The following is a 19,953-nucleotide window of genomic DNA, read 5'->3' on the forward strand; positions in this document are numbered from 1 at the left end:
TCGAAGGCCCGCGTCGCGGGTTCGCCATGCCGAAGCTCGCTTTGCCGGGCGGACGCTGGCGCAACTACGTGCCGGGCACCGATATCGGTCTCGCGCTGGCGGTGGTCGTGCTGCTGTCGATCCTGATCCTGCCGCTGCCGACCATGGTGCTGGATATGGGCCTGGCCCTTTCCGTCACGGCCTCGGTGCTGGTGTTGATGGTGGCCCTGTTCCTGCGCCGCCCGCTCGATTTCACCTCGTTCCCGACCCTGCTGCTGCTCACCACCCTGCTGCGCCTGTCGCTCGAGGTCGCCACGACGCGGCTGATCCTCAGCCACGGCAACGAAGGCCCCACCGCCGCAGGCCATGTGGTGGCCGCGTTCGGCGGCTTCCTGATGGGCGGCGACGTGGTGATCGGCATCATCCTGTTCATCATCCTCCTGGTGGTGAACTTCATGGTCATCACCAAGGGCTCCGGCCGTATCGCCGAAGTCGCGGCGCGGTTCAGCCTCGATGCGATGCCGGGCAAGCAGATGGCGATCGACGCCGAGCTGTCCGCCGGCGCCATCACCGACAAGGTCGCGCGCCTGCGCCGTCGCGAGTTGGAGGAAGAAAGCGGTTTCTACGGCGCCATGGACGGCGCGGCGAAATTCGTGCGCGGCGATGCCATTGCGTCCCTGCTGATCACGGTGATCAACATCATCGGCGGCCTCGCCATTGGCGTCGGGCGACATGGAATGGCGTTCGGCGACGCCGCTGCCACCTTCACCACCCTGACCGTCGGCGACGGTCTGGTGTCGCAGATCCCCGCTTTGCTGGTGTCCACGGCGTCCGGCATCGTCGTCACCAAGGGAGGCACGGAGGGGGCTGCCGATGCCGCCCTGGTGCGCCAGCTCGGCGGCAATCCGAAGCCGATGGCGATGGCCGCAGGCGCGGCGCTGCTGCTGGCCCTGATGCCCGGCCTGCCGGCACTGCCGTTTCTGGGTCTGGCCGGCCTCGCCGGCGCCGGCGCATGGTTTCGGCACAAGACCCCGACCAAGGCGGAAACCGAGGACGAAGCGGCGTCGATCGTGTCCAGCGCGCCCAGCGAACCGCCGATCGCCGAAGCCATGCGGATCGACATGATCCGGCTTGAACTCGGCTACGGCCTGCTGCCCTTGGCCGGTGGCGAACAGCCGAGACTGACCGAGCAGATCAAGGCGCTGCGCAGAACCATCGCCAGCGAGATGGGCTTCGTGCTGCCGCCGGTACGCATCCAGGACAACATGCAGCTCGGCGCGGACAACTACTCGATCCGCGTCAAGGAGATCGAGGCCGGCAAAGGCATGTTGCGCCCCAACGCGTTTCTCGTGATGGACCCGCGCGGCGGCGTGCCGGACCTGCCGGGCGAGCGCACCACCGAGCCCGCCTTCGGTCTGGCGGCGCTCTGGGTGGATGCGTCCCATCGCGAGGAGGCCATGTTCCGTGGCTGCACGGTGGTCGATCCGGTCAGCGTTCTCACCACGCATCTGACCGAGACCGTGCGCGAGACCATGGCCGAGCTGTTGTCCTATTCCGAAACCCAGAAGCTGCTGGACGAGCTGCCGCGCGAACAACAGAAGCTGGTTGCCGATCTGATCCCGTCGCAGATTTCCACCGGAGCGGTGCAGCGTGTTCTGCAAGGCCTGCTGGCCGAGCGCATCTCCATCCGCGATCTGCCGACCATCCTGGAAGGGCTCCAGGAAGCCTGCGGCAACGGCATCCGGGCGGTGCCGCTTCTGGTGGCGCATGTGCGTGCCCGTCTGGCACGACAGATCAGCGACTCCCTGGTCGGTCCGGCCGGCTACATTCCGCTAATCCCGCTGTCGCCGGAATGGGAGGAAGCCTTCCTCGACAGTCTGGTCGGACCGCACGAGGACCGCCAGCTCGCCATGGCACCGAGTCGTCTCAACGACTTCATCGGACGTCTGCGCTCCGCTCTCGACGCCGCCAGTGCCGCAGGCGAAGTGCCTGTGATCCTGACCAGTTCCGGCATCCGCGCGCCCGTGCGGGCCATCGTGGAGCGTCTGCGTCCGGCGACGCCGGTGCTGTCCCAGGCCGAGATCTTTCCACGCGCCCGCATCCGCACCATCGGGACGATCTGAAGATGACACCGCATGCGGATTAAACTCTTCCGCGCCGCCACCGTCGGCCAGGCGATGGCCGAGATCAGGGACGCGCTCGGTCTCGACGCGCTGATCCTCGACACCGTCCGCATCGAGGGCGGCGTCGAGATCACGGCCGCCGTCGAGGAAGAAGAACAGGACGACGAGGTTTTCTCGCCCCTGCCCGGCGTGATCGCGTTTGGAGACGAAACACCGGTCGGGGAACTTCTCCCGCCGACGCCGCTGCCCGTCGCTCGACCCTGGTCGCGCCACAATCTGCCGCCCGAGATCGAGCACGCGCTCTCGCAGGCACCGGTCCAGGCCGTATGCCAGCGCTTGTTCCGGTTCGCATCCCTGCCGCTGGCGCAAGGCGCGCCGCCGCTGATGCTGGTCGGCCCCCCGGGATCGGGAAAGACCCTCACGATCGCCAAGCTCGCCACCAAGCTGGTGCTCGCAGGCCAGACTCCCCTGGTCATCACGGCCGACGAGCAGCGTGCGGGCGCGGTGGAACAGCTTGCGGGATTCACACGCCTTCTCGGCCTGACCCTGATCGCGGCGGGACGGCCGGAAACGCTGGCACGCGCTCTTTCGCGCAGAACCAACGGCGCGCCGGTGCTGATCGATGCGCCTGGCCTGCATCTCGACGACCCGGGCCAGAACACGCTGCTGGCCGACCTGCTTTCCGCCGCCAGGGCCGAGCCGGCCCTCGTACTGCCGTGCGGGATCGATCCGATGGAAGCCGCGGAAACGGCACAGCAGGCCGCCGGACACGGCGCATGCCATCTGTTGGCGACCCGGCTCGATCGACGCGGCCGCCTCGGGGGCATCCTTTCCGCCGCACGCGCGGGCGATCTGGCCCTCACCGAGGCCGGCGTCGCCGCCGCCGTGGTGGACGGCCTCGAAACCCTCACCGCCGAAACGGTCGCGCTTCGGCTGGCACCCGAGGCGGCAGCACCCCGCGAGGCATCCGAGCCCCAGGGCGAAATCGTCCCGTTCCGCCGGACACAACCCGGCATCAACGTTCTGTCCGCCCATATCGCAGCGCAGGCCGGCAAGAGCCGGATGGCATCCTGGAAGAAACCGTCATGATGGATACGACGCATGCAACGGTTCCGGCGCCACGTCGGACCCGGACCCCGTCACCGGCCGCTGTCTCGACGCCTCAAACCAGCCATCGCGTGATCGCGGTGGCCTCGGGCAAAGGCGGCGTCGGCAAGACCTGGCTGTCGATCGCCCTCGCCCAGAGCCTCGCCATGCGCGGCCGGCGTGTTCTGCTGGTGGATTGCGATCTCGGCCTTGCCAATGTCGACATCCAGCTCGGCCTGATGCCGGATCACGATCTGACGGCGATCCTGGCCGGACGGCGCAGTATCCCCGACGTGATCCTGACCCACAGAGATCCGGATCTGCCCGACGCGGCTTTCGACATCCTGCCCGGACGGTCGGGTGCGGCTTCCATGGCCGCTCTCGATGTCGGCGTCCTGGGGCGCCTGTTGCAGGCCATCCGCCGCTTGCAGGGCTACGACACGGTACTGCTCGATCTCGGCGCCGGCATCGACCCCACCACACGCTTCCTGTCCGCGTCGGCCGACACGCTCGTGGTCATCTCCACCGACGAACCCACCGCCCTGGCCGATGCCTATGCCGTGCTGAAGCTGCACGCGCGCGACCGCAAGGCGCGCGAACCGGGCGCCGCCCCGGCGGATGTGCGTCTGGTGATCAACCAGTGCACCACCCAGACCAGCGGCCGCCGCACCTACGATGCCCTGGCCCGCGCCTGCGAAACCTTTCTCGGCGCCACCCCGGCTCTTGCCGGGGTGATCCGCCGCGACAGCCATGTGCCGGATTCCATCCGCCGGCAGACCACCGTTCTCAGTCGCCATCCGCACGGACAGGTCGCCGGCGACATCGCCCGCGTCGCCACCATGCTGTTGCGATAATGACCCACAACGGTGCTCCCCCGTCCCGACATGCAACCTTCCACCGCACCGAAACGATGATTTCGTATGATGTGCCCGGAAACCCCGTCTGGTTCGCGTCGGTGCGCTCCGGTGAGTGGAAAGTCGCCCATGTTCGACAATTGGCTCAAGACGACGCTTCAGCAGCGTTTCGATCAGGCGCTCGATGAGCCGGTGCCGGACGAATTAATGGCGATCCTCTCGGAGCAGCCGGAACCGCGTGGCGAACACTGACCCTGATTCCGTGCTAGAACGCACCCGTCGTTCACGGTGGTCGGGATACGCGCATGAAGGTCAGTGTCGTCCAAATGTCGCCGGGAAGCGACAAGCGCGCGAATATCATACAGGCTGAAACTTATTTGGCACATGCCGTCCGACAGGATAGCCCGGACATCGTGGTTCTGCCCGAAGTCTGGACTTGTCTCGGCGGGACGACGGAGCAGAAATTCGCAGCCGCCGAGGAGATTCCCCCGGTCGGAAGCGACGATGGCGGCGGCGATGCGATTGCCGCGATGCGGCGTCTTGCACGCGAACACGGCCTGTTCATCCACGCCGGTTCGATGGCCGAGAAGGCCGGCGACCGCCTGTTGAACACCTCGGTGGTGATCGGACCGAGCGGCAAGATCGTTGCGCGTTACAGCAAGATCCATCTGTTCGACATCACGACGCCGAGCGGTCTCGGCTACCGCGAGAGCGACACTTATCGGGCCGGTGACGAGGTGGTCACTGTGCCGATCGAGGGTCGCTTCGGACGCGTCTGCCTGGGCCTGGCGATCTGCTACGATATCCGGTTCGGCGAGTTGTTCCGCCAACTGCGCGATCAGGGTGCGGATATGCTCGTGGTGCCCGCGGCGTTCACCATGGAAACCGGCTCCGCGCATTGGGAAACCTTGCTGCGCGCCCGGGCGATCGAGACGCAGTGCTGGTTGGCGGCGGCCGGAACGGTCGGTGCGCATGAAGATGCCGATGGCGGCACGCGGCAGACGTTCGGCCATTCCATGATCGTCGATCCCTGGGGCGCGGTTGTGGCGCAGGCGTCGGGTGGACCAGGGATCGCCTCGGCCACCGTCGATCGGGCGATGACGGAGAGGATCCGCAACGCGATTCCGGTGGTGCAGCATCGGCGCCTGCAGTGACTCAGCCTTTGCGGACGACCGAAATGCGTTCTTCCCCCTGGCCGGTCGGCACTGTGCTGACCCGGCTGGCCTTCGTCGCCGCTCCGAACGAACTGGCAGAGACCTGCGCCGCCCAGCTCACGCAGCGTTATGGCAACGTGCCGGTCAACGAGGCCGAAGTCGTGGTGTGTCTTGGCGGCGACGGCTTCATGCTGGAGACGCTGCATACGGTGCTGCATCGGGATACCCCGGTCTACGGCATCAATTGCGGCTCGGTCGGTTTTCTGATGAACCCGTTGTGCGAGGACGATCTGCCGGAACGGCTCGTGCGGACCCAGGCGGCCGTGCTGCATCCGCTTCGCATGCATGCGGTCACCCAATCGGGCCTCGTCGAGGAAGCCCTGGCGCTGAACGATGTGTTCCTGTTCCGTCAGACGCGGCAGGCGGCGAAGATCCAGATCGTGGTCGATGGACGTGTGCGGCTGGAGGAACTGGTCTGCGACGGCATCCTGATTTCGACCCCGGCCGGTTCGACCGCCTACAACCTGTCTGCGCACGGACCGATCGTGCCGCTATCCTCGGATCTTTTGCCACTGACGCCGATCAGCGCCTTCCGGCCCAGGCGCTGGCGGGGCGCGCTGCTTCCCAGCTCAGCGGATGTGGAATTCAAGATATTGGAAGTCGACAAACGCCCGGTTGCGGCGGTGGCCGATTTCACCGAGGTGCGCGATGTGGTGTCGGTGGCCGTGAGCGAGGACCGGAGCTTGCGGACAACCGTTCTGTTCGACCCGGATCAGAGCCTGTCGGAAAGGATCCTGGTGGAACAGTTCACCGTGTGACGGTTCCCGTTGTGGCCGGCGTCCAGGCTCATCGCCTCCCGCCGACCACAGTCCGGTCGCAGATGGGCACGCATCGGCGCCGACCAGATTGATGTGCGCGTTCGCTGACGAACTGACAACCGGGCCTTTGTCGTGGAAACGGCATCGCAGGCATGCCTGCGGTGATCGTCAGGCGGCGACCAGGCGGCTCGCGGACAAGGCGACCGGTCGCACGGTCGGAATCGCCGGCGCATCGTCGCGCAGCATATAGCCACGTCCCCAGATCGTGCCGATCAGGTTGCCTGCACCGGCGATCTGCAGCTTCTTGCGCAGCTTGCAGACGAAGACGTCGATGATCTTCATCTCCGGCTCGTCCATGCCGCCGTAGAGATGGTTGAGGAACGCGTCCTTGGTCAGGACGACGCCCTTGCGGAGCACCAGCAGCTCCAGAATGGAATATTCCTTGCCCGTGAGATGGACCGGGCGGCTGTCGACGGTGACGCTGCGGCTGTCGAGATTCAGTTCCAGCGGGCCGACCTGCACGATCGGGGCCGAATAGCCCTTGGAGCGGCGCATGATGGCATGCACGCGGGCGATCAGCTCGGCGGAGTCGAACGGTTTGGCGACAACGTCGTCCGCGCCTGCAACCAGGGCGCGAATGCGGGTGGCGGCCTGAGCGGCGCCGGACAACACCATGGCAGGAACCGGATGGCGGGCGATGCGCATGCGACGGACGAGTTCGCTGCCATCCATATCCGGCAGATCAAGCTCGACCAGGGTCAGGTCGTAATCGTAGTGGCGGAGCATTTCCAGGGCTTCACCACCCATATCGGTGTGATCAACCAGAAAGCCGGCGTTTTGCAGGATCGCGGTCAGACCCTGCGCGGCGGTGACGTCGCCCTCAACGAGAAGGACCCTCATGTCTACAACTCCAGGTTTTGTTGACACATCTTTACCATCCGAGGTTGTGAGGCTCAAGCAAATTCGGTTGCAGAACGATTAATTTTTCCCGTTTAACGTGTAATTAAACGTTTACAGCTAGTTAGGAAGGAATTCCAGGGCGACAGGAGCGAGGAATGGACGGTGGGAGCGGCGATTTCGGCGACTTGGCCGACCAGTTTGCCGATATCTCTCCTGCGATCATCCAGGGACGTGTTGTGGGCGTATCCGGGCTCAGCGTGCAGCTGTCCGGGTTCGACCGACATGCCGCCGTGGGTGATCGCGTCGCCCTGCAGCCCCGTGGCGGTCAGCCGATCGCGGCCGAGATCGTCGGATTTCGCGATCGACATGCCCAGGCGATGGCTTATGGCCCGCTGGACGGGCTGGGGCCGGGCAGCTCCGCATCCATCCGCTTCGGCCACCGGGACGGCACTCATGGCGGAACCCTCGCGATCAACGATCGCTGGCTGGGACGCGTGATCGATCCGCTCGGCCGGCCGATGGACAACAAGGGGCCGATGCCGCGCGGCAAACATCCTCGTCCCGTTCGCGCGGCGCCTCCCGACGCGACGCGCCGGGCACGGCTGGGACCGCGTCTGGATCTGGGGATCCGGGTTCTGAACAGCTTCACCACCTGCCGGACCGGACAGCGGCTCGGATTGTTCGCCGGTTCCGGCGTCGGCAAATCGACCCTTTTGTCCATGTTGGCCCGGCATACCGATTGCGATGTCGCCGTGATTTCCCTCGTGGGCGAGCGCGGGCGCGAGGTGCGTGAATTCATCGAGGACGATCTGGGCGAGGCCGGTCTAGCGCGATCCGTGGTGGTGATCGCCACCTCCGATACGCCGCCCTTGATGCGTCGCGAAGCTGCTTATTCGGCCATGGCCATCGCCGAGCATTTCCGCGATCAGGGCAAATCCGTGCTGCTGATGATGGACAGCGTCACCCGCTTCTGCCTCGCCCTGCGCGAGATCGGCCTGTCCACCGGCGAGCCTCCGGCCACGCGCGGTTACCCGCCCAGCGTGTTCGCGGAACTGCCCCGTCTGCTGGAACGGGCCGGGCCCGGGCCGATCGCCGAGGACGGCACTGCCGGCTCGATCACCGCCTTGTTCACCGTTCTGGTGGAAGGCGACGATCACAACGAACCCGTGGCCGACGCCGTACGCGGCATCCTGGATGGGCATGTGGTGATGGATCGCCGGATCGGCGAGCAGGGACGCTATCCTGCGGTGGATGTTCTGCGTTCCCTGTCCCGCGCTGTTCCCGGCTGCAACAGCGCCGAGGAAAACGCCCTGATGCGCCGGGTCAGGTCGGTTCTGTCGGTTCACGCCGACATGGCGGACATGGTGAGATTGGGTGCCTACAAGACGGGTACGGACCCGGTGGTGGACGAGGCGGTCGCTTTGGCACCGCGGATCGAGTCGCTTCTCAATCAGGACCGAAACGAGGCCACCACGATCGAGGCGAGTTTCGCCGCTCTACGCGGCATCATGGGAGTGGCCGTATGAGCCGTGATCCTTTGGCATCCCTGCTGCGCTTCCGTCAGACGGCGGTTGACGAAGCGCAGAAGGCCCTTGCCGACGCACACCGTGTCGAGCAGGAGGCGATCGCTGCCGTCCGTGCGGAAACGGATACGTTGGAACAGGAGATGCGCGTCGCCAGCAGCCTCTCGGCCGGCGACGACGCCGTGGAAGCCTTCGCCAAATGGCTGCCCGTGGGACGGAAGCGAATCTCGGACGCGCATCTCAAGCAGCGCGAGGCGACCATGACCTTGGATCGCGTGCGCGCCGTTCTGACCCTTGCGCGTGCGTCGGCGCGGGCCGTCGAGACCCTGATGGAGACGCGTGCTGCCGAACAGGCGCGCGGGCGGACGCGGAAGGAACAGATCGAACTCGACGAGTTTGCCCTGCGCTGTCGGGACAAGGCTGTCAGAAACAGCTGAACAGGCTCGCGTTTGTCTGTCACCCGAAACGACGAAGGGCCGCCTTATCGGCGGCCCTTGCAACGTTTCCTTGTGCCCGATGTCAGCCGCGTCTGCGTTTCGGCAGCATGTTGCGCACCAGACCCCAGGCGGATCTCGCGGCGAAACGACCTGCCGGGCCGGTTACCGTGGATGCCACTGCCGTCAGGGCAACAGCGCTTTTCAGTTCGGAGATGGTCCGGTCGCGCGTGATGCGCGCCTCGATCTCGGCCATGCTCGGTGCGCGGCTGCGACCCAGCAGCACCAGCACCAGGGCGATGACAAGATCGAAGCCGAACACGGCGAGCGAGGCGCCGACCCTGCCGAAATCCCAGGGACCGTAGCAGATCGTCCAGAGAACCACATGAAAGCCGACGAGTGCGAAGAACCCGAACACCGCCGCGAGAACCAGGAAGGCGATCTGCCTTCCGACCCTCAGCGCCTGCTTCTTGATACGAAGGCCTTCCGCGGCGGCTGCGACCTTGGCGAGATCGACGGCTTTCATGATCTGGTCCTATCGAAGAATGCGGCCGACCAGATAGCCGATCACCGCAACGATACCAATGGCGATCAGCGGCTGGCTGCGAACCTGCTCGGACACGTTCTCGACCTGCGCGTTCGTCACCGTGCGCGCGTTGCTCACCGCGGTTTCCGCCTTGTCGGCCGCATCGCCGAGCGCAGGCGTCACCTTCTGGTTCAGCAGCTTCTCGACCTGCGCGCGCAGGGTCTGAATCTGGTCCTGGGTGTCGCTGGCGACGTTCTTGGCCTTCTTGGTGGCTTTCTTGCAAAACAGCATCGTTCGACCCTTCCGTGACAGGGCAAACGAACGCCGTCATAGATCGCTGGTTCCATGACGATACCCACCCCCCTTTCCACCGACTCGTCCGCCCGCCTGCTCGTCGAGGGGTTGAGCGCACACGATGCCGGACGATCCCTCGAGGCCGTGTCGTTCTCGATCGAGGCGGGACGGACGCTGGTGCTGCTGGGCGAGCCGGCGGATGGGACGTCCCTGCTTCTGGATGCGATCGCCGGTCACGCCCGGATCGATCGTGGCGCGGTGGCCTGCGACGGAAAGCCGGTCCATGCCCTGCCCCCGCGCGATCGCGGCATCGGGCTGGTTTCGCCCCGCGACCCGTTATTCGCCCATCTCGATGTCAGGGGGAATATCGGTTTTCCCTTGCGCGCGCGCCGTCTGCCTGCTGCCGAGCGCGACCGTCGCATCGGCGATGGGTTGGCCCTGCTCGGGCTCGATGCCGTGGCGCATCTGCGTCCGGCTGCGCTGAACCCCGCGGATGCCGTGCGCGCGGCGATCGCCCGCGCTCTGGCCGCCGATCCCGCGCTTCTTCTTCTGGACGCGCCGTTGCAGGCTCTGCGTCACCACGAGCGCGAGCAGCTTCGGCGCAGTTTGAAGCGTCTCGCCGCGGCGCGCGGGCTTACCATGCTGCTCGCGACGGAGGATCGCGACGAGGCGCTGTCGTTGGGCGATGCGATCGGCGTTCTCCACCGGGGCCGCTTGCACCAGGTCGCCCCTGGTGCCGCGCTTCTGGAGCGGCCGGAGGATGCGGTCGTCGCGGCGAGGATCGGCGATGCCAACCTCCTGCCCGGGCGCATCATCGAGAACGACGGCGAATTGGCGCGCGTGCGTTTGCCCACCGGGCATGTGATGGATGCCGAGCCGTGCGGCCCTTTGACCGAGAATGCCGCCTGCACGCTGGCTGTCCGCCCGGACCGGATTGCCACCGCCTTCCTGACCCGTCGCGGTTCGGAGATGGAGGCCGCCGAGGACGCCCTTCCGGGGACGCTGCAGGATGTGGTGCATCTGGGCGACCATCTGCGCCTGCGGTTCCGTCTCGCCGACGGCACCGAGCTTCTGGTCAGGCGTCCTCCTGCCGCGGTTCTGGCCGAACTTCGGCCCGGCCGTGTCGCCATGCTGGCCTGGCAGGCGCACCAGGCGCGTGTGTTTCCCGTTGTCGATTAGAGGGCGTCCGGCGGAGGGTTACAGAGCGGCGCTTCTGTTCTAGCCTCGTGCCCGAGAGCGATCGGCCCCGGCCGGATGACCTTTTTCCCAAGCGGCCGGGCCCCGTATCCGGGCCGTGCCGAGACCGAGCCAGCGTGAGAATGCTTTCGCCCACCGCCGTTCCGGTTCACCCATCGCGTTCCGCGCGTGCCCTGCTCTGCGTTGCCATCGTTCTGTCGGGCGGGTTCGGTGCCGGCGCCGAAGCTCACGCCCATGTCAAAGGCAAGCACACCGCCGCGAGGGTCGCGCCACCGCCGATCGAGGTCGCCACTCTGGGCCCGGCGCTCCAGGATGCGCAGCAGGCGGCTTTCTTCGGGCCGTACGCGGCCGAGCAGCATCGCCGCGTACGCGTGACGCGTTGGGACGGCACTCTGGCCGGGCTCCAGAGCGGACCGCACGGTGCCGCACCGGCCAGCGGGAACGGTCTGGCGCTGATGGACGACAGCGTGGCCCTTGCGGCGTGCAGCCAGGGGCTGCTGCTGCCGATCGACCCGTCCGCGATCCCGTCCCTGGGCGTCGGCAACGGGCCGCTGGACGTGGATTCCATCAGCCCTTGCGGCATCGGCGCGTTCCGCACCGATCTGGTACTGGCGTGGGACAAGAGCCGGATCGACACCGCGCCGAACTGGTCGATGTTCTGGGATGTGGCGCGCCGTCCCGGCAAGCGCGGTCTGGCCCGCGATCCGCGCGGCACTCTGGAGATCGCCCTTCTGGCCGACGGCGTGTCTCCGGATGCGCTGTACCGGACTCTGGGCACGGAGGCGGGGCTCGATCGCGCCTTCCGCAAGCTCGATCAGCTCAAGCCCTACGTGGTGTGGTGGCGCAATCCGGCCGAGGCGGTGCGGATCATCGAGACCGGCGCCGTTCTGATGACCAGCGCGCCCAACAGCGAGATCGCGCTGGCGAACCGCGCCGGGCATCGCGATTTCGGCATCCAGTGGGAGAACAGCCTGAGCACGATGCAGGACTGGGTTCTGCCGGGCCATCCGCCTGCGGCCGGCACCCCGGCCGGCCTGACCGAGCGCGAACGCGACGCCTATGCGCTGATCGACTTCACCCTGGCGCCTGCGCGCCAGATGCAGTTCGTGTCGCGCTATCCGGCGCAAAGTCTTCTGCGCAAGGACCCGGCGGGGGCCGGAAGCCTGCCGCCGGACAGTGCCAATACCGCCGAGCATCGCGAGGACGCGATCCGTGTGGACGCGTCGTTCTGGGCCGAGCATCTGCCGGCGATCCAGGCGCGGTTCGATCGCTGGCTGGCAGGAACGGCGTCGAGCCACCCGTAGGCGGAGTTGGTCTTCTTTTTCTGAAGAAAAAGAAGCAAAAAGACTTCTGTCCGTTTGGTTTGAATCCTGACAGACAGAAGTTCTTTGGTTCTTTCTTTCAAAGAAAGAACACTCTCTCTATTTCACGCAGCGCGGGCGAGGCTGAATTCCGACCAGGTTTCCGATAGCGCCGAGACCAGATGCTCGATGTCGGCATCGCTGTGCAGCGGCGTGGCGGTGAAGCGCAGGCGCTCGGTGCCGCGCGGCACGGTGGGGTAGTTGATCGGTTGCACGTAGATGCCGTGCCGGTCGAGCAGACGCTCGGAGATGCCGCGGCAGCGGACCGGGTCGCCCACGATCACCGGCACGATATGGCTCGGGTTGCGCAGATGGGGCAGGCCTTCCTCGTCCAGACGGCGGCGCAGCGTGGCGACCTGTTGCTGATGGATGCGGCGCTCCTCGCTGCTTTCGCGCAGATGGCGCACGCTGGCGAGGGCGGCTGCGGCGACGGCCGGCGGCAGGGCGGAGGAGAAGATGAATCCGGACGCGAAGGAGCGGATATAGTCGCAGAGCGCGGCGGAGCCGGCGATGTAGCCGCCCACGGTGCCGTAGCCCTTGGCGAGCGTGCCTTCGATCACGGTCAGGCGATGCTGCACGCCGTCGCGTTCGCTGACGCCGGCACCGGTCGGGCCGTAGAGGCCGACCCCGTGCACCTCGTCCAGGTAGGTCATGGCGTCGTGCTTCTCGGCGACGTCGCACAGGTCGGACAACGGCGCGACATCGCCGTCCATGGAGTAGACCGACTCGAAGGCGACGATCTTGGGGGCGTCCGCCGGCAATTCGCCGAGCACCCGGTCGAGATCGGCCGCGTCGTTGTGGCGGAACACGTGCTTGGGCGCGCGGCTATGGCGCATGCCCTCGATCATGGAGGCGTGGTTGGCGGCGTCGGACAGGACGATGCAGCCGGGCATGCGGGCGGCGAGGGTGCCGATGGTGGCCCAGTTCGACATGTAGCCGGAGGTGAACAGCAGACCGGCTTCCTTGCCGTGCAGGGCGGCCAGTTCGCGTTCGAGGGCGACATGCTGCGGGCTGGTGCCGGAGATGTTGCGTGTGCCGCCAGCGCCCGCGCCGTGCTTTTCCACCGCGTCGCGCATGGCGGCGATCACGGCCGGGTGCTGGCCCATGCCGAGATAGTCGTTGGAGCACCAGACCGTCACCTCGCGGCCGATGCCGTGATGGAAGGCGCGCGGGAAGCGGCCGCTGATCCGTTCCAGCTCGGCGAAGGTGCGGTAGTTGCCTTCAGCCTTCAGAGCGGCCAACTGGTCGCGGAAGAAGGTTTCGTATCGCATGGCATCCTCGGCGCTGTGGATCGGGCGATCTTCCACCAACCGGCGGCGGATCGCTACCGTCACCGTGTGCAGGACAGGGGCGGCGGCAATGCGGTGGGAGGCCGGTTCGAGGTGATGGGCTGGATGTGTTTGCCCGTGTCGGTGCTGCTGGCGGCGCTGGTGACGGCGGCGAGCGCGCTTGCGGGTGCCCGGGTTTCGGCGCTGGTCCGCACCGTTCTGTTGGCGCTGCTGCTGCCCGGGCTCGTTCTGGCATTGCGGCCGGATCTGTTCGGCATGCGGAATGAGCCGGCCTTGATCGCCTGCCGGGCGCTGGCGACACTGCCGCTTCTGGCGCTGCCCGCCTTGTGGTCGCTCGCCCGTATGCCGGAGGGCCAGGGGCGGGCGGCACGAGGGCTGGGCGCCGCGACTTACGCGCAGTTCCGGCTGCTGTGGTGGCCGCAGATGGGGCCTGCATGTCTGGCCGGGTTGCTTCTGGCCGGTGGAGCGGATGCGGCGGCTTCCCATTATGCGCGACGTCACCTTGCATCGGCGCTTTCCGCGCCCTCCCCGGCACCCTAGATTAGGGATCATGGACGCGGACCCGCCTTTCTGGAGAACCAAGACGCTCGAGCAGATGGATGCTGCCGAGTGGGAGTCGTTGTGCGACGGCTGCGGGCGCTGCTGCCTGCACAAGCTGCGTGACGAGGATACCGACGCGGTGGTCCATACCGAGGTGTCGTGCCGGTTGCTGGATACCGAGAGCTGTCTGTGTTCGGACTATCCGCGGCGCCGGCGCAAGGTGCCGGATTGCGTGCAGCTCACCCCGGAGGAGCTGCGCGAGATCGACTGGCTGCCGCCCAATTGCGGCTACCGTCTGGTGAAGGAAGGGGCCGATCTGCCCTGGTGGCATCCGCTGGTGTCGGGCAGCACGGAGACCGTGCACGAGGCGGGGATTTCTGTGCGCGGCCGGGTGATCAGCGAGCGGGTCGCGGGGGCGCTGGAAGACCATCTGGTGGACTGGCCGGGCGAGCTGCCGCCTGCCACGGTGCCGGAAATCCGACGGGTGACCGCATCCGGTGCCAAGCGCACGGCCGGACGCCGATGAGCGACGCGGCGGTCCGTCGTCCGGCGCGCCGTCCGAAAGCCGACCCCGTTCCGCAATCCGTTTCCGAGACCTTGATGCTGCCGAACGGGGCGCTGCCCGTGCGCTGGAACCGCTGCGCGCGGGCGCGCCGGATCTCGCTGAGGATCGATCCCAGGGCCGGGGCCGTGGTGGTGACGTTGCCGTCGCGTGCGGCACGCGATGCCGGTCTGGCGCTTCTGCGCACCCATGCGGATTGGGCGGCGAGCCGTCTGGCCGCGCTGCCCAGCGCGGTGCGGTTCGAGGCGGGCGCCGAGCTGATGCTGTGCGGCCGGTTGCATCCGATCCGGCATGTGCCGGAAGGGCGGCGCGGCGTCTGGGTTGAGGACGGCGAGATCCGCGTCAGCGGAGAGGCCGGGTTCCTGCGGCGTCGCGTGGCCGATTTCCTGCGGGCGGAAGCGCGCGCGCGGTTGAGCCGGCTGGTGACGGAGATCGCGGCGTCACCCGAGGCGGCCGGCGGTCTCGCCCCGTCGCGCCTGGTGATCAAGGACACGGCGACGCGCTGGGGCAGCTGTTCGTCGGAACGCGTGGTGATGTTTTCCTGGCGGCTGGTGATGGCGCCCCCGGACGTGCAGCACTACGTGGTGGCGCACGAGCTGGCGCACCTGCGGCATCTGGATCATGGGCCGGGATTCTGGGCGCTGGTGGCCGAGCTGACGCCGCATCGCGTGGTGGCCGAGCGCTGGCTGAAGCATCACGGCGCGGCCCTGCTGCGCACGGGCTGAGCGGGCGTTTCCTTCCCGGCGCGTTGCGGCTAGGAGTGACGGCGTGCCCGCCTGGCGGAATGGTAGACGCAGCGGACTTAAAATCCGCAGTCCGTATGGGCGTGCCGGTTCGAGTCCGGCGGCGGGCACCAGTGCCGGCCTTGATCGACGCCAGGCCGATGGGTGACGTCATCGCCTCCGCGCCGATCCGCAATCCTCGTTCGCAAAAGCCTCGCCTCCGCGACTGTCCGGGGAGAAACGAGGGTTGCCGTGCCGACTCTTTCGATGGATCGTCGCGTATAGAGGTAGCCTGTTATTACGGCCATGAAGACCAGATCGAAATTTCGGTTGTCTCCAACCGAGTTGATGATCGGTTGCACTGGCGAGAACGGACATGTGACGTACCCAAAACGTTTGAGAAACTATTTCAGCGTCGTGCGTTCTCACGTGGCTTGTCCGCATTCGTAACGAAATAACAAGGCGCAAGAGGGAGGCCGGTGTGAGCCGCACGATCGCCTGGTTGCATGTCGGTGACCTGCATCTCGAAGCTGCGGACGGCTGGCAAAGTCTGCGCCGTCTGGAATCGATCGTTGCGGAAGCGAACGCGATCGGCCACGGGATCGATTTTGTGTTTCTGCCTGGAGACAACGCCAACAACGCACATCCGGACGAATACGCGGCGATGCTGCAGGCGCTGCAACCGCTGACGCTGCCCTGGCGCACCATTCCGGGCGACCATGATTTCGAGGGACGCTCGATCACGCAGTACGAGACGGCGATCGCGGAAGAGAACCGTCCGAAGCAGGAGGTGTTCGCCGGGCATCGCTGCATCTTCCTCGACATCGTCTCCGAGGGTGCGGGCGGGCCGGATTTTCGTTTGCCGATGGGCGAGCGTCTGCGTCTGGCCGAGGAGCTGACGACGGCGAAAGCGGCCGGGCAGACCGCCCTCGTGTTCATGCATGCCTATCCCTGCGATCTGGCTGCCGACGGTGCGGAGGTCGCCGGTGTGCTGGCCGACGGCGACGTGCGCTTCGTCGATACCGGGCACACCCACTACAACGAGCTGTTGAACGACGGTCGCGTGGTCTATGGCGCCACGCGCTCCACCGGCCAGATCGAGGAAGCCGACGGCCAGCCGGGTTATACGCTGGTCTGTGTGCATGAGGGCGTGCCGAGCTGGCGTTTCCGGTCCCTGGGTGCGCCCTGGCCGGCTCTGCAGATCGTGTCTCCGGCCGATCTGCGCATGGTCACGCGGCCGGCCGAGACGACCCAGGTGCCGCGTCCTGGTCCGGTTCCGGTGGTCGTGCGCAGCTTCGGCCCCATCGAGCATGTGCCCATACTGTCCGTCGATGGCGGCGACAGTGTCGCGATGCAACGGGGTGAGAACGGTCTCTGGCAGGCCGATCTGCGGATCGACGCGCCCGGGTTGCACCGTTTGACCGTTTCCAGCGGCGCGGCCGGCGACAAGATCGACGTGTTGGTGCGGCCGCTGGAGCGTCTGCCGAAGCGGCGTCCAGTCGTGGTGCCCGGCGACACCTGCCATACGATCGGCGCCTGGCCGGAAGCCGGTCTTCTCGGAACGCGCCTTGGACCCAACAGCAACGGACGGGATTGGTGACAACAGGAACAACCGCCATCTGGGCGATTTCCGGCCTGGCGACGGCCGGCGTGATCGGCCGCCCGATGCGCTGGCCGGAATGGATCTGGGCCGTGTCCGGCGCCGTACTTCTCCTGGTGTTCGGGCTGATCAGCCTCGGCAGTGCCGGGCATGCCGTGCTCAAGGGTTCGGACGTTTATCTGTTCCTGACCGGCATGATGCTGTTGAGCGAGACAGCGCGGGCGAACGGCGTGTTCGACTGGGTCGCCGCCACGGCCGTGAACGGCGCGCGCGGCTCGAACACGCGCCTTTTCCTGCTGGTCTATGGCGTCGGCGTCGTTGTCACGACGTTTCTGTCCAACGATGCCACTGCGGTGGTGCTGACGCCGGCCGTGTTCGCCGTGGCGCGCAAGGCGGAAGCCGAACCTCTGCCACTGCTGCTGGCCTGTGCGCTGATCGCTAACGCCGCCTCCTTCGTTCTGCCGATCTCGAACCCGGCCAATCTGGTGCTGTACGGGGGCCACATGCCGCCGCTCGGGCACTGGCTGGCCTCGTTCGGCCTGCCGGCCATCGCCTCGATCGTAGTGACTTTGCTGTTTCTGTGGCTGATGGAGCGCCGTCGTCTGACCGGCGCATGCACCGCCAGCATCGAGAGCGAGTCGCTGAGCAAGGGCGGCATGCTGGCGCTGGGCGGTATCGTGCTGACGGCGATGCTGCTGATCGTGATGTCCGCGGTGGATCTGCCGCTGGGGCTGCCGACCGCTCTGGCCGGTATCGCCACGGCGCTGGGTGTTTCGCTGTTCACCAGAACATCGCCGGTGAAGCTGGTGCGCGATGTGTCCTGGGGCGTCCTGCCTCTGGTCGCGGGATTGTTCGTTCTGGTGGAAGCGCTGGAACAGACCGGCGTGATCGGACAACTCGCCGCCCTGGTGAAGAGCATGACCGATCCGCACGAGGCGGCGGCGGTCAGCGGCACCGTGCTCGCCTTCGGCTCCAACCTCGTGAACAACCTGCCGGCCGGCCTCGTGGCGTCCGAGATGGTGAAGCAGGCGCATCCGCCCAGTCTGGTGGTGGACGGGCTGCTGATCGGCGTCGATCTCGGCCCCAACCTGTCCGTGACCGGTTCGCTTGCCACCATCCTGTGGCTGCAGGCGATCCGCCGCGAAGGCGAGGATGTCGGCTTCTGGCGCTTCCTTCTGGTGGGCATCGTGGTGATGCCGACCGCCCTGGCCGCGGCGCTGGGCGCCCGGCTCCTTCTCGGTTGATAGGACGGTTCCCATGAACGCAGCCTGGGCATTCCCCTTCATCTTCGTCGCCGGCATGATGCAGGCGATGGGCGCCGCGATGAACGGTGCGCTGAACAAGTCGCTGGTGAATCCCTATCTCGCCACCGCGATTTCGTTCCTCCTGGTCCTGTTCCTGGCGATCGCCTTGTTCGCCTGCATGCCGCGACCGCTGCCGACAGCTGCCGATGCGGCGGGCATGCCGTGGTGGGCGCCCTTAGGCGGCATCGTCGGCGCCGTGGCGGTGTTCGCCGGGTTGATGCTGATCCAGAAACTCGGCGCAGGCCCGGTCAATGGCGTCACCATCACCGCCAACATCCTGTTCTCGCTGGTGATCGACCATTTCGGCCTGTTCCATATGGCCCAGCATTCGTTCAATGGCTGGCGCGCCGTGGGGGCCTTGCTGATGATCGCCGGCGTCACCCTGATCGCCCGGTTCTGACCATGGCCAGCGGCCGGCGCTATCACCCCGCGTCGCTGGACGCGCTGAATTTCACCCTGGCCGACGTTCGCGGCGCGCTGGGGCCGTTCCTGATCGTCTATCTCACCAGCTTCCATGGCTGGACGCAGCGCGAGGTTGGCGTGATGGGGGCGATCACCGGCATTGCGGGGGTGATCCTGCAGACGCCGGCCGGTGCGCTGATCGACCGCACCACCGCGCGGCGCGGCGTGATCGTCGGCGCCGTCTCGGTGCTGATCGCCGGGTCGCTGGTGATGTGGCTGACGGCGTCCTTCTGGCCTGTGGTGATCGCGAACGGTCTGGTGAGCGTAGTCAGCGACGTGTTCGCGCCCGCCGTGACCGCCCTGACTTTGGGCCTCACCGCCCGCCGCATGTTGGCCCGCCGCATCGGCCGCAACAACGCCTTCGACCATGCCGGCAACATCGTCATCGCGCTGACCGTCGGTGCCGTCGGCACGCTGATCTCCGAACGGGCCGTGTTTCTTCTGGTGCCGATCGTCGGCCTGCTGGCCATTCTGGCCACGCTGTCGATCCCGGCCGATGCGGTCGACAACCGCCGCGCGCGCGGCATGGATCACGATGACGGCGAAAGCGAGGAAAGCGACACCGCCACAGGGATCGGCAAGCTTCTGAAGTGCCGGCCGCTGCTGGTTCTGTGCGCCAGCGCCTTCATGTTCCATCTCGCCAATGCCGCCATGCTGCCTCTAGTCGGGCAGGAGCTGGCGGAGACGCACAAGCAACTGGCCGATGGCATGATGTCGATCTGCATCATCGCGGCGCAGGGCGTGATGCTGCCTTTGGCGATCCTGTGCGGCCGCAAGGCGGATTCCTGGGGCCGGCGACGCATCTTCCTGGCCGGGTTCGCGATCCTGCCCATCCGCGGCGTGCTCTACACCTTTAGCCATGCGGCGCCCTGGCTGATCGGCGTGCAGATCCTGGACGGCATCGGTGCCGGCATCTACGGCGCGATCGTGCCGCTGATGATCGCCGATCTTACCCGTGGCACAGGCCGGTTCAATCTGGCCCAGGGTCTCGTCGCCACCACCATGGGCGTGGGCGCATCGCTCAGCCCGCTTCTGGCCGGGCTGGTGCATGACGGATTCCAGTCCTACGAGGCCGCCTGGTTCGCCCTGGCAATCGCGGCCGCGATCGGCTTCGGCTTGTTCGTGACCCTGATGCCGGAGACGATGCGCAAGGATGGCAAGAACGCGCCGACCTGCGAGGCAGTGGCCGCCTGATCGCTGAAATATCCTAGCAGAGTAGAAACCT

At 66.9% G+C, this 19,953-nt stretch carries 21 protein-coding genes and 1 tRNA gene; 18 read left to right on the top strand and 4 right to left on the bottom strand.

The genetic code is table 11. The annotated features are described in order from the left end of the window. Positions 1-26 precede the first annotated feature (26 nt). The 6 genes from flhA to ACZ5BM_RS09660 all read left to right on the top strand — a co-directional run bounded on the left by flhA (position 27) and on the right by ACZ5BM_RS09660 (position 6,014). Positions 27-2,102: a flagellar biosynthesis protein FlhA gene (flhA, locus tag ACZ5BM_RS09635; RefSeq protein ID WP_498911567.1), complete on the top strand. Its 2,076-nt coding sequence runs from the start codon at positions 27-29 to the stop codon at positions 2,100-2,102. 12 nt (positions 2,103-2,114) lie between these two features. Next, entirely contained in the window at positions 2,115-3,191 is a 1,077-nt protein-coding gene (locus ACZ5BM_RS09640; RefSeq protein ID WP_498907685.1) for a flagellar biosynthesis protein FlhF, read from the top strand. A gap of 89 nt (positions 3,192-3,280) precedes the next feature. Continuing rightward, positions 3,281-4,042: a P-loop NTPase family protein gene (locus ACZ5BM_RS09645; RefSeq protein ID WP_498907686.1), complete on the top strand. Its 762-nt coding sequence runs from the start codon at positions 3,281-3,283 to the stop codon at positions 4,040-4,042. Between the two features lie 129 nt (positions 4,043-4,171). Further along, positions 4,172-4,294: a hypothetical protein gene (locus tag ACZ5BM_RS09650; protein WP_498907687.1), complete on the top strand. Its 123-nt coding sequence runs from the start codon at positions 4,172-4,174 to the stop codon at positions 4,292-4,294. Positions 4,295-4,347: 53 nt separating this feature from the next. Next, positions 4,348-5,196 carry a carbon-nitrogen hydrolase family protein gene (locus ACZ5BM_RS09655; protein WP_498907688.1) on the top strand — a complete coding sequence of 283 codons (849 nt, stop codon included), beginning with the start codon at positions 4,348-4,350 and terminating at the stop codon, positions 5,194-5,196. A gap of 23 nt (positions 5,197-5,219) precedes the next feature. Beyond that, positions 5,220-6,014, top strand: a complete 795-nt coding sequence (locus tag ACZ5BM_RS09660) for an NAD kinase (RefSeq protein WP_498907689.1) — start codon at positions 5,220-5,222, stop codon at positions 6,012-6,014. A gap of 168 nt (positions 6,015-6,182) precedes the next feature. Here ACZ5BM_RS09660 and ACZ5BM_RS09665 read toward each other — a convergent pair whose 3' ends face one another. Further along, positions 6,183-6,914, bottom strand: coding sequence for a response regulator transcription factor (locus ACZ5BM_RS09665; RefSeq protein ID WP_498907690.1), 732 nt, complete (start codon positions 6,912-6,914; stop codon positions 6,183-6,185). 155 nt (positions 6,915-7,069) lie between these two features. Between ACZ5BM_RS09665 and fliI the strand changes: the two genes are divergently transcribed. Both fliI and ACZ5BM_RS09675 read left to right on the top strand, forming a co-directional pair. Next, the gene (gene fliI / locus ACZ5BM_RS09670; RefSeq protein WP_498907691.1) at positions 7,070-8,440 is read left to right on the top strand and encodes a flagellar protein export ATPase FliI; all 1,371 of its coding nucleotides are present in this window, start codon (positions 7,070-7,072) and stop codon (positions 8,438-8,440) included. A gap of 11 nt (positions 8,441-8,451) precedes the next feature. Then, on the top strand, positions 8,452-8,874 hold the full coding sequence (locus ACZ5BM_RS09675; RefSeq protein WP_498907692.1) for a flagellar FliJ family protein: 423 nt from the start codon (positions 8,452-8,454) through the stop codon (positions 8,872-8,874). An 82-nt stretch (positions 8,875-8,956) separates the two neighbouring features. On the opposite strand, the gene ACZ5BM_RS09680 is transcribed toward ACZ5BM_RS09675, so the two are convergent. Both ACZ5BM_RS09680 and ACZ5BM_RS09685 read right to left on the bottom strand, forming a co-directional pair. After that, positions 8,957-9,397, bottom strand: coding sequence for a phage holin family protein (locus ACZ5BM_RS09680; protein WP_498907693.1), 441 nt, complete (start codon positions 9,395-9,397; stop codon positions 8,957-8,959). A gap of 9 nt (positions 9,398-9,406) precedes the next feature. Next, positions 9,407-9,688 (bottom strand): hypothetical protein, encoded by a 282-nt coding sequence (locus tag ACZ5BM_RS09685; RefSeq protein ID WP_498907694.1) that lies wholly within the window; start codon positions 9,686-9,688, stop codon positions 9,407-9,409. 54 nt (positions 9,689-9,742) lie between these two features. Between ACZ5BM_RS09685 and ACZ5BM_RS09690 the strand changes: the two genes are divergently transcribed. Further along, the gene (locus ACZ5BM_RS09690) at positions 9,743-10,870 is read left to right on the top strand and encodes an ABC transporter ATP-binding protein (RefSeq protein ID WP_498907695.1); all 1,128 of its coding nucleotides are present in this window, start codon (positions 9,743-9,745) and stop codon (positions 10,868-10,870) included. A 140-nt stretch (positions 10,871-11,010) separates the two neighbouring features. After that, positions 11,011-12,192, top strand: coding sequence for a type 2 periplasmic-binding domain-containing protein (locus ACZ5BM_RS09695; protein ID WP_498907696.1), 1,182 nt, complete (start codon positions 11,011-11,013; stop codon positions 12,190-12,192). Positions 12,193-12,314: 122 nt separating this feature from the next. Here the strand turns inward: ACZ5BM_RS09695 and hemA are convergent, their stop codons facing one another. After that, complete coding sequence (gene hemA / locus ACZ5BM_RS09700; protein WP_498907697.1) at positions 12,315-13,520, bottom strand: PLP-dependent aminotransferase family protein; 1,206 nt, start codon at positions 13,518-13,520, stop codon at positions 12,315-12,317. A 15-nt stretch (positions 13,521-13,535) separates the two neighbouring features. Between hemA and ACZ5BM_RS09705 the strand changes: the two genes are divergently transcribed. The 8 genes from ACZ5BM_RS09705 to ACZ5BM_RS09740 all read left to right on the top strand — a co-directional run bounded on the left by ACZ5BM_RS09705 (position 13,536) and on the right by ACZ5BM_RS09740 (position 19,922). Beyond that, positions 13,536-14,078, top strand: coding sequence for a hypothetical protein (locus ACZ5BM_RS09705; RefSeq protein ID WP_498907698.1), 543 nt, complete (start codon positions 13,536-13,538; stop codon positions 14,076-14,078). Positions 14,079-14,088: 10 nt separating this feature from the next. Then, positions 14,089-14,604 (top strand): YcgN family cysteine cluster protein, encoded by a 516-nt coding sequence (locus ACZ5BM_RS09710; protein WP_498907699.1) that lies wholly within the window; start codon positions 14,089-14,091, stop codon positions 14,602-14,604. Next, on the top strand, positions 14,601-15,365 hold the full coding sequence (locus tag ACZ5BM_RS09715) for a M48 family metallopeptidase (RefSeq protein WP_498907700.1): 765 nt from the start codon (positions 14,601-14,603) through the stop codon (positions 15,363-15,365). The genes ACZ5BM_RS09710 and ACZ5BM_RS09715 overlap by 4 nt, the downstream gene beginning before the upstream one ends. 45 nt (positions 15,366-15,410) lie before the next feature. Continuing rightward, positions 15,411-15,496: transfer RNA gene (locus tag ACZ5BM_RS09720), tRNA-Leu, on the top strand. A 347-nt stretch (positions 15,497-15,843) separates the two neighbouring features. Further along, complete coding sequence (locus ACZ5BM_RS09725) at positions 15,844-16,962, top strand: metallophosphoesterase family protein (protein ID WP_498907701.1); 1,119 nt, start codon at positions 15,844-15,846, stop codon at positions 16,960-16,962. Continuing rightward, on the top strand, positions 16,959-18,206 hold the full coding sequence (locus ACZ5BM_RS09730) for an arsenic transporter (protein WP_498907702.1): 1,248 nt from the start codon (positions 16,959-16,961) through the stop codon (positions 18,204-18,206). The genes ACZ5BM_RS09725 and ACZ5BM_RS09730 overlap by 4 nt, the downstream gene beginning before the upstream one ends. Positions 18,207-18,219: 13 nt before the next feature. Beyond that, the gene (locus ACZ5BM_RS09735; RefSeq protein WP_498907703.1) at positions 18,220-18,666 is read left to right on the top strand and encodes a DMT family transporter; all 447 of its coding nucleotides are present in this window, start codon (positions 18,220-18,222) and stop codon (positions 18,664-18,666) included. A 2-nt stretch (positions 18,667-18,668) separates the two neighbouring features. Then, on the top strand, positions 18,669-19,922 hold the full coding sequence (locus ACZ5BM_RS09740) for an MFS transporter (RefSeq protein WP_498907704.1): 1,254 nt from the start codon (positions 18,669-18,671) through the stop codon (positions 19,920-19,922). Positions 19,923-19,953 lie beyond the last annotated feature (31 nt).

This window comes from Lichenicola sp. GTC18331 (genome assembly GCF_055386855.1).

Excerpts from the sequence above, each read along its gene's own strand:
- flhA (WP_498911567.1), top strand. The coding sequence starts at position 27 with ATGCCGAAGCTCGCTTTGCCGGGCGGACGCTGGCGCAACTACGTGCCG.
- ACZ5BM_RS09640 (WP_498907685.1), top strand. The coding sequence starts at position 2,115 with ATGCGGATTAAACTCTTCCGCGCCGCCACCGTCGGCCAGGCGATGGCC.
- ACZ5BM_RS09650 (WP_498907687.1), top strand. The coding sequence starts at position 4,172 with ATGTTCGACAATTGGCTCAAGACGACGCTTCAGCAGCGTTTCGATCAG.
- ACZ5BM_RS09655 (WP_498907688.1), top strand. The coding sequence starts at position 4,348 with ATGAAGGTCAGTGTCGTCCAAATGTCGCCGGGAAGCGACAAGCGCGCG.
- ACZ5BM_RS09660 (WP_498907689.1), top strand. The coding sequence starts at position 5,220 with ATGCGTTCTTCCCCCTGGCCGGTCGGCACTGTGCTGACCCGGCTGGCC.
- ACZ5BM_RS09665 (WP_498907690.1), bottom strand. The coding sequence starts at position 6,914 with ATGAGGGTCCTTCTCGTTGAGGGCGACGTCACCGCCGCGCAGGGTCTG.
- fliI (WP_498907691.1), top strand. The coding sequence starts at position 7,070 with ATGGACGGTGGGAGCGGCGATTTCGGCGACTTGGCCGACCAGTTTGCC.
- ACZ5BM_RS09680 (WP_498907693.1), bottom strand. The coding sequence starts at position 9,397 with ATGAAAGCCGTCGATCTCGCCAAGGTCGCAGCCGCCGCGGAAGGCCTT.
- ACZ5BM_RS09685 (WP_498907694.1), bottom strand. The coding sequence starts at position 9,688 with ATGCTGTTTTGCAAGAAAGCCACCAAGAAGGCCAAGAACGTCGCCAGC.
- ACZ5BM_RS09690 (WP_498907695.1), top strand. The coding sequence starts at position 9,743 with ATGACGATACCCACCCCCCTTTCCACCGACTCGTCCGCCCGCCTGCTC.
- ACZ5BM_RS09695 (WP_498907696.1), top strand. The coding sequence starts at position 11,011 with ATGCTTTCGCCCACCGCCGTTCCGGTTCACCCATCGCGTTCCGCGCGT.
- hemA (WP_498907697.1), bottom strand. The coding sequence starts at position 13,520 with ATGCGATACGAAACCTTCTTCCGCGACCAGTTGGCCGCTCTGAAGGCT.
- ACZ5BM_RS09710 (WP_498907699.1), top strand. The coding sequence starts at position 14,089 with ATGGACGCGGACCCGCCTTTCTGGAGAACCAAGACGCTCGAGCAGATG.
- ACZ5BM_RS09715 (WP_498907700.1), top strand. The coding sequence starts at position 14,601 with ATGAGCGACGCGGCGGTCCGTCGTCCGGCGCGCCGTCCGAAAGCCGAC.
- ACZ5BM_RS09735 (WP_498907703.1), top strand. The coding sequence starts at position 18,220 with ATGAACGCAGCCTGGGCATTCCCCTTCATCTTCGTCGCCGGCATGATG.
- ACZ5BM_RS09740 (WP_498907704.1), top strand. The coding sequence starts at position 18,669 with ATGGCCAGCGGCCGGCGCTATCACCCCGCGTCGCTGGACGCGCTGAAT.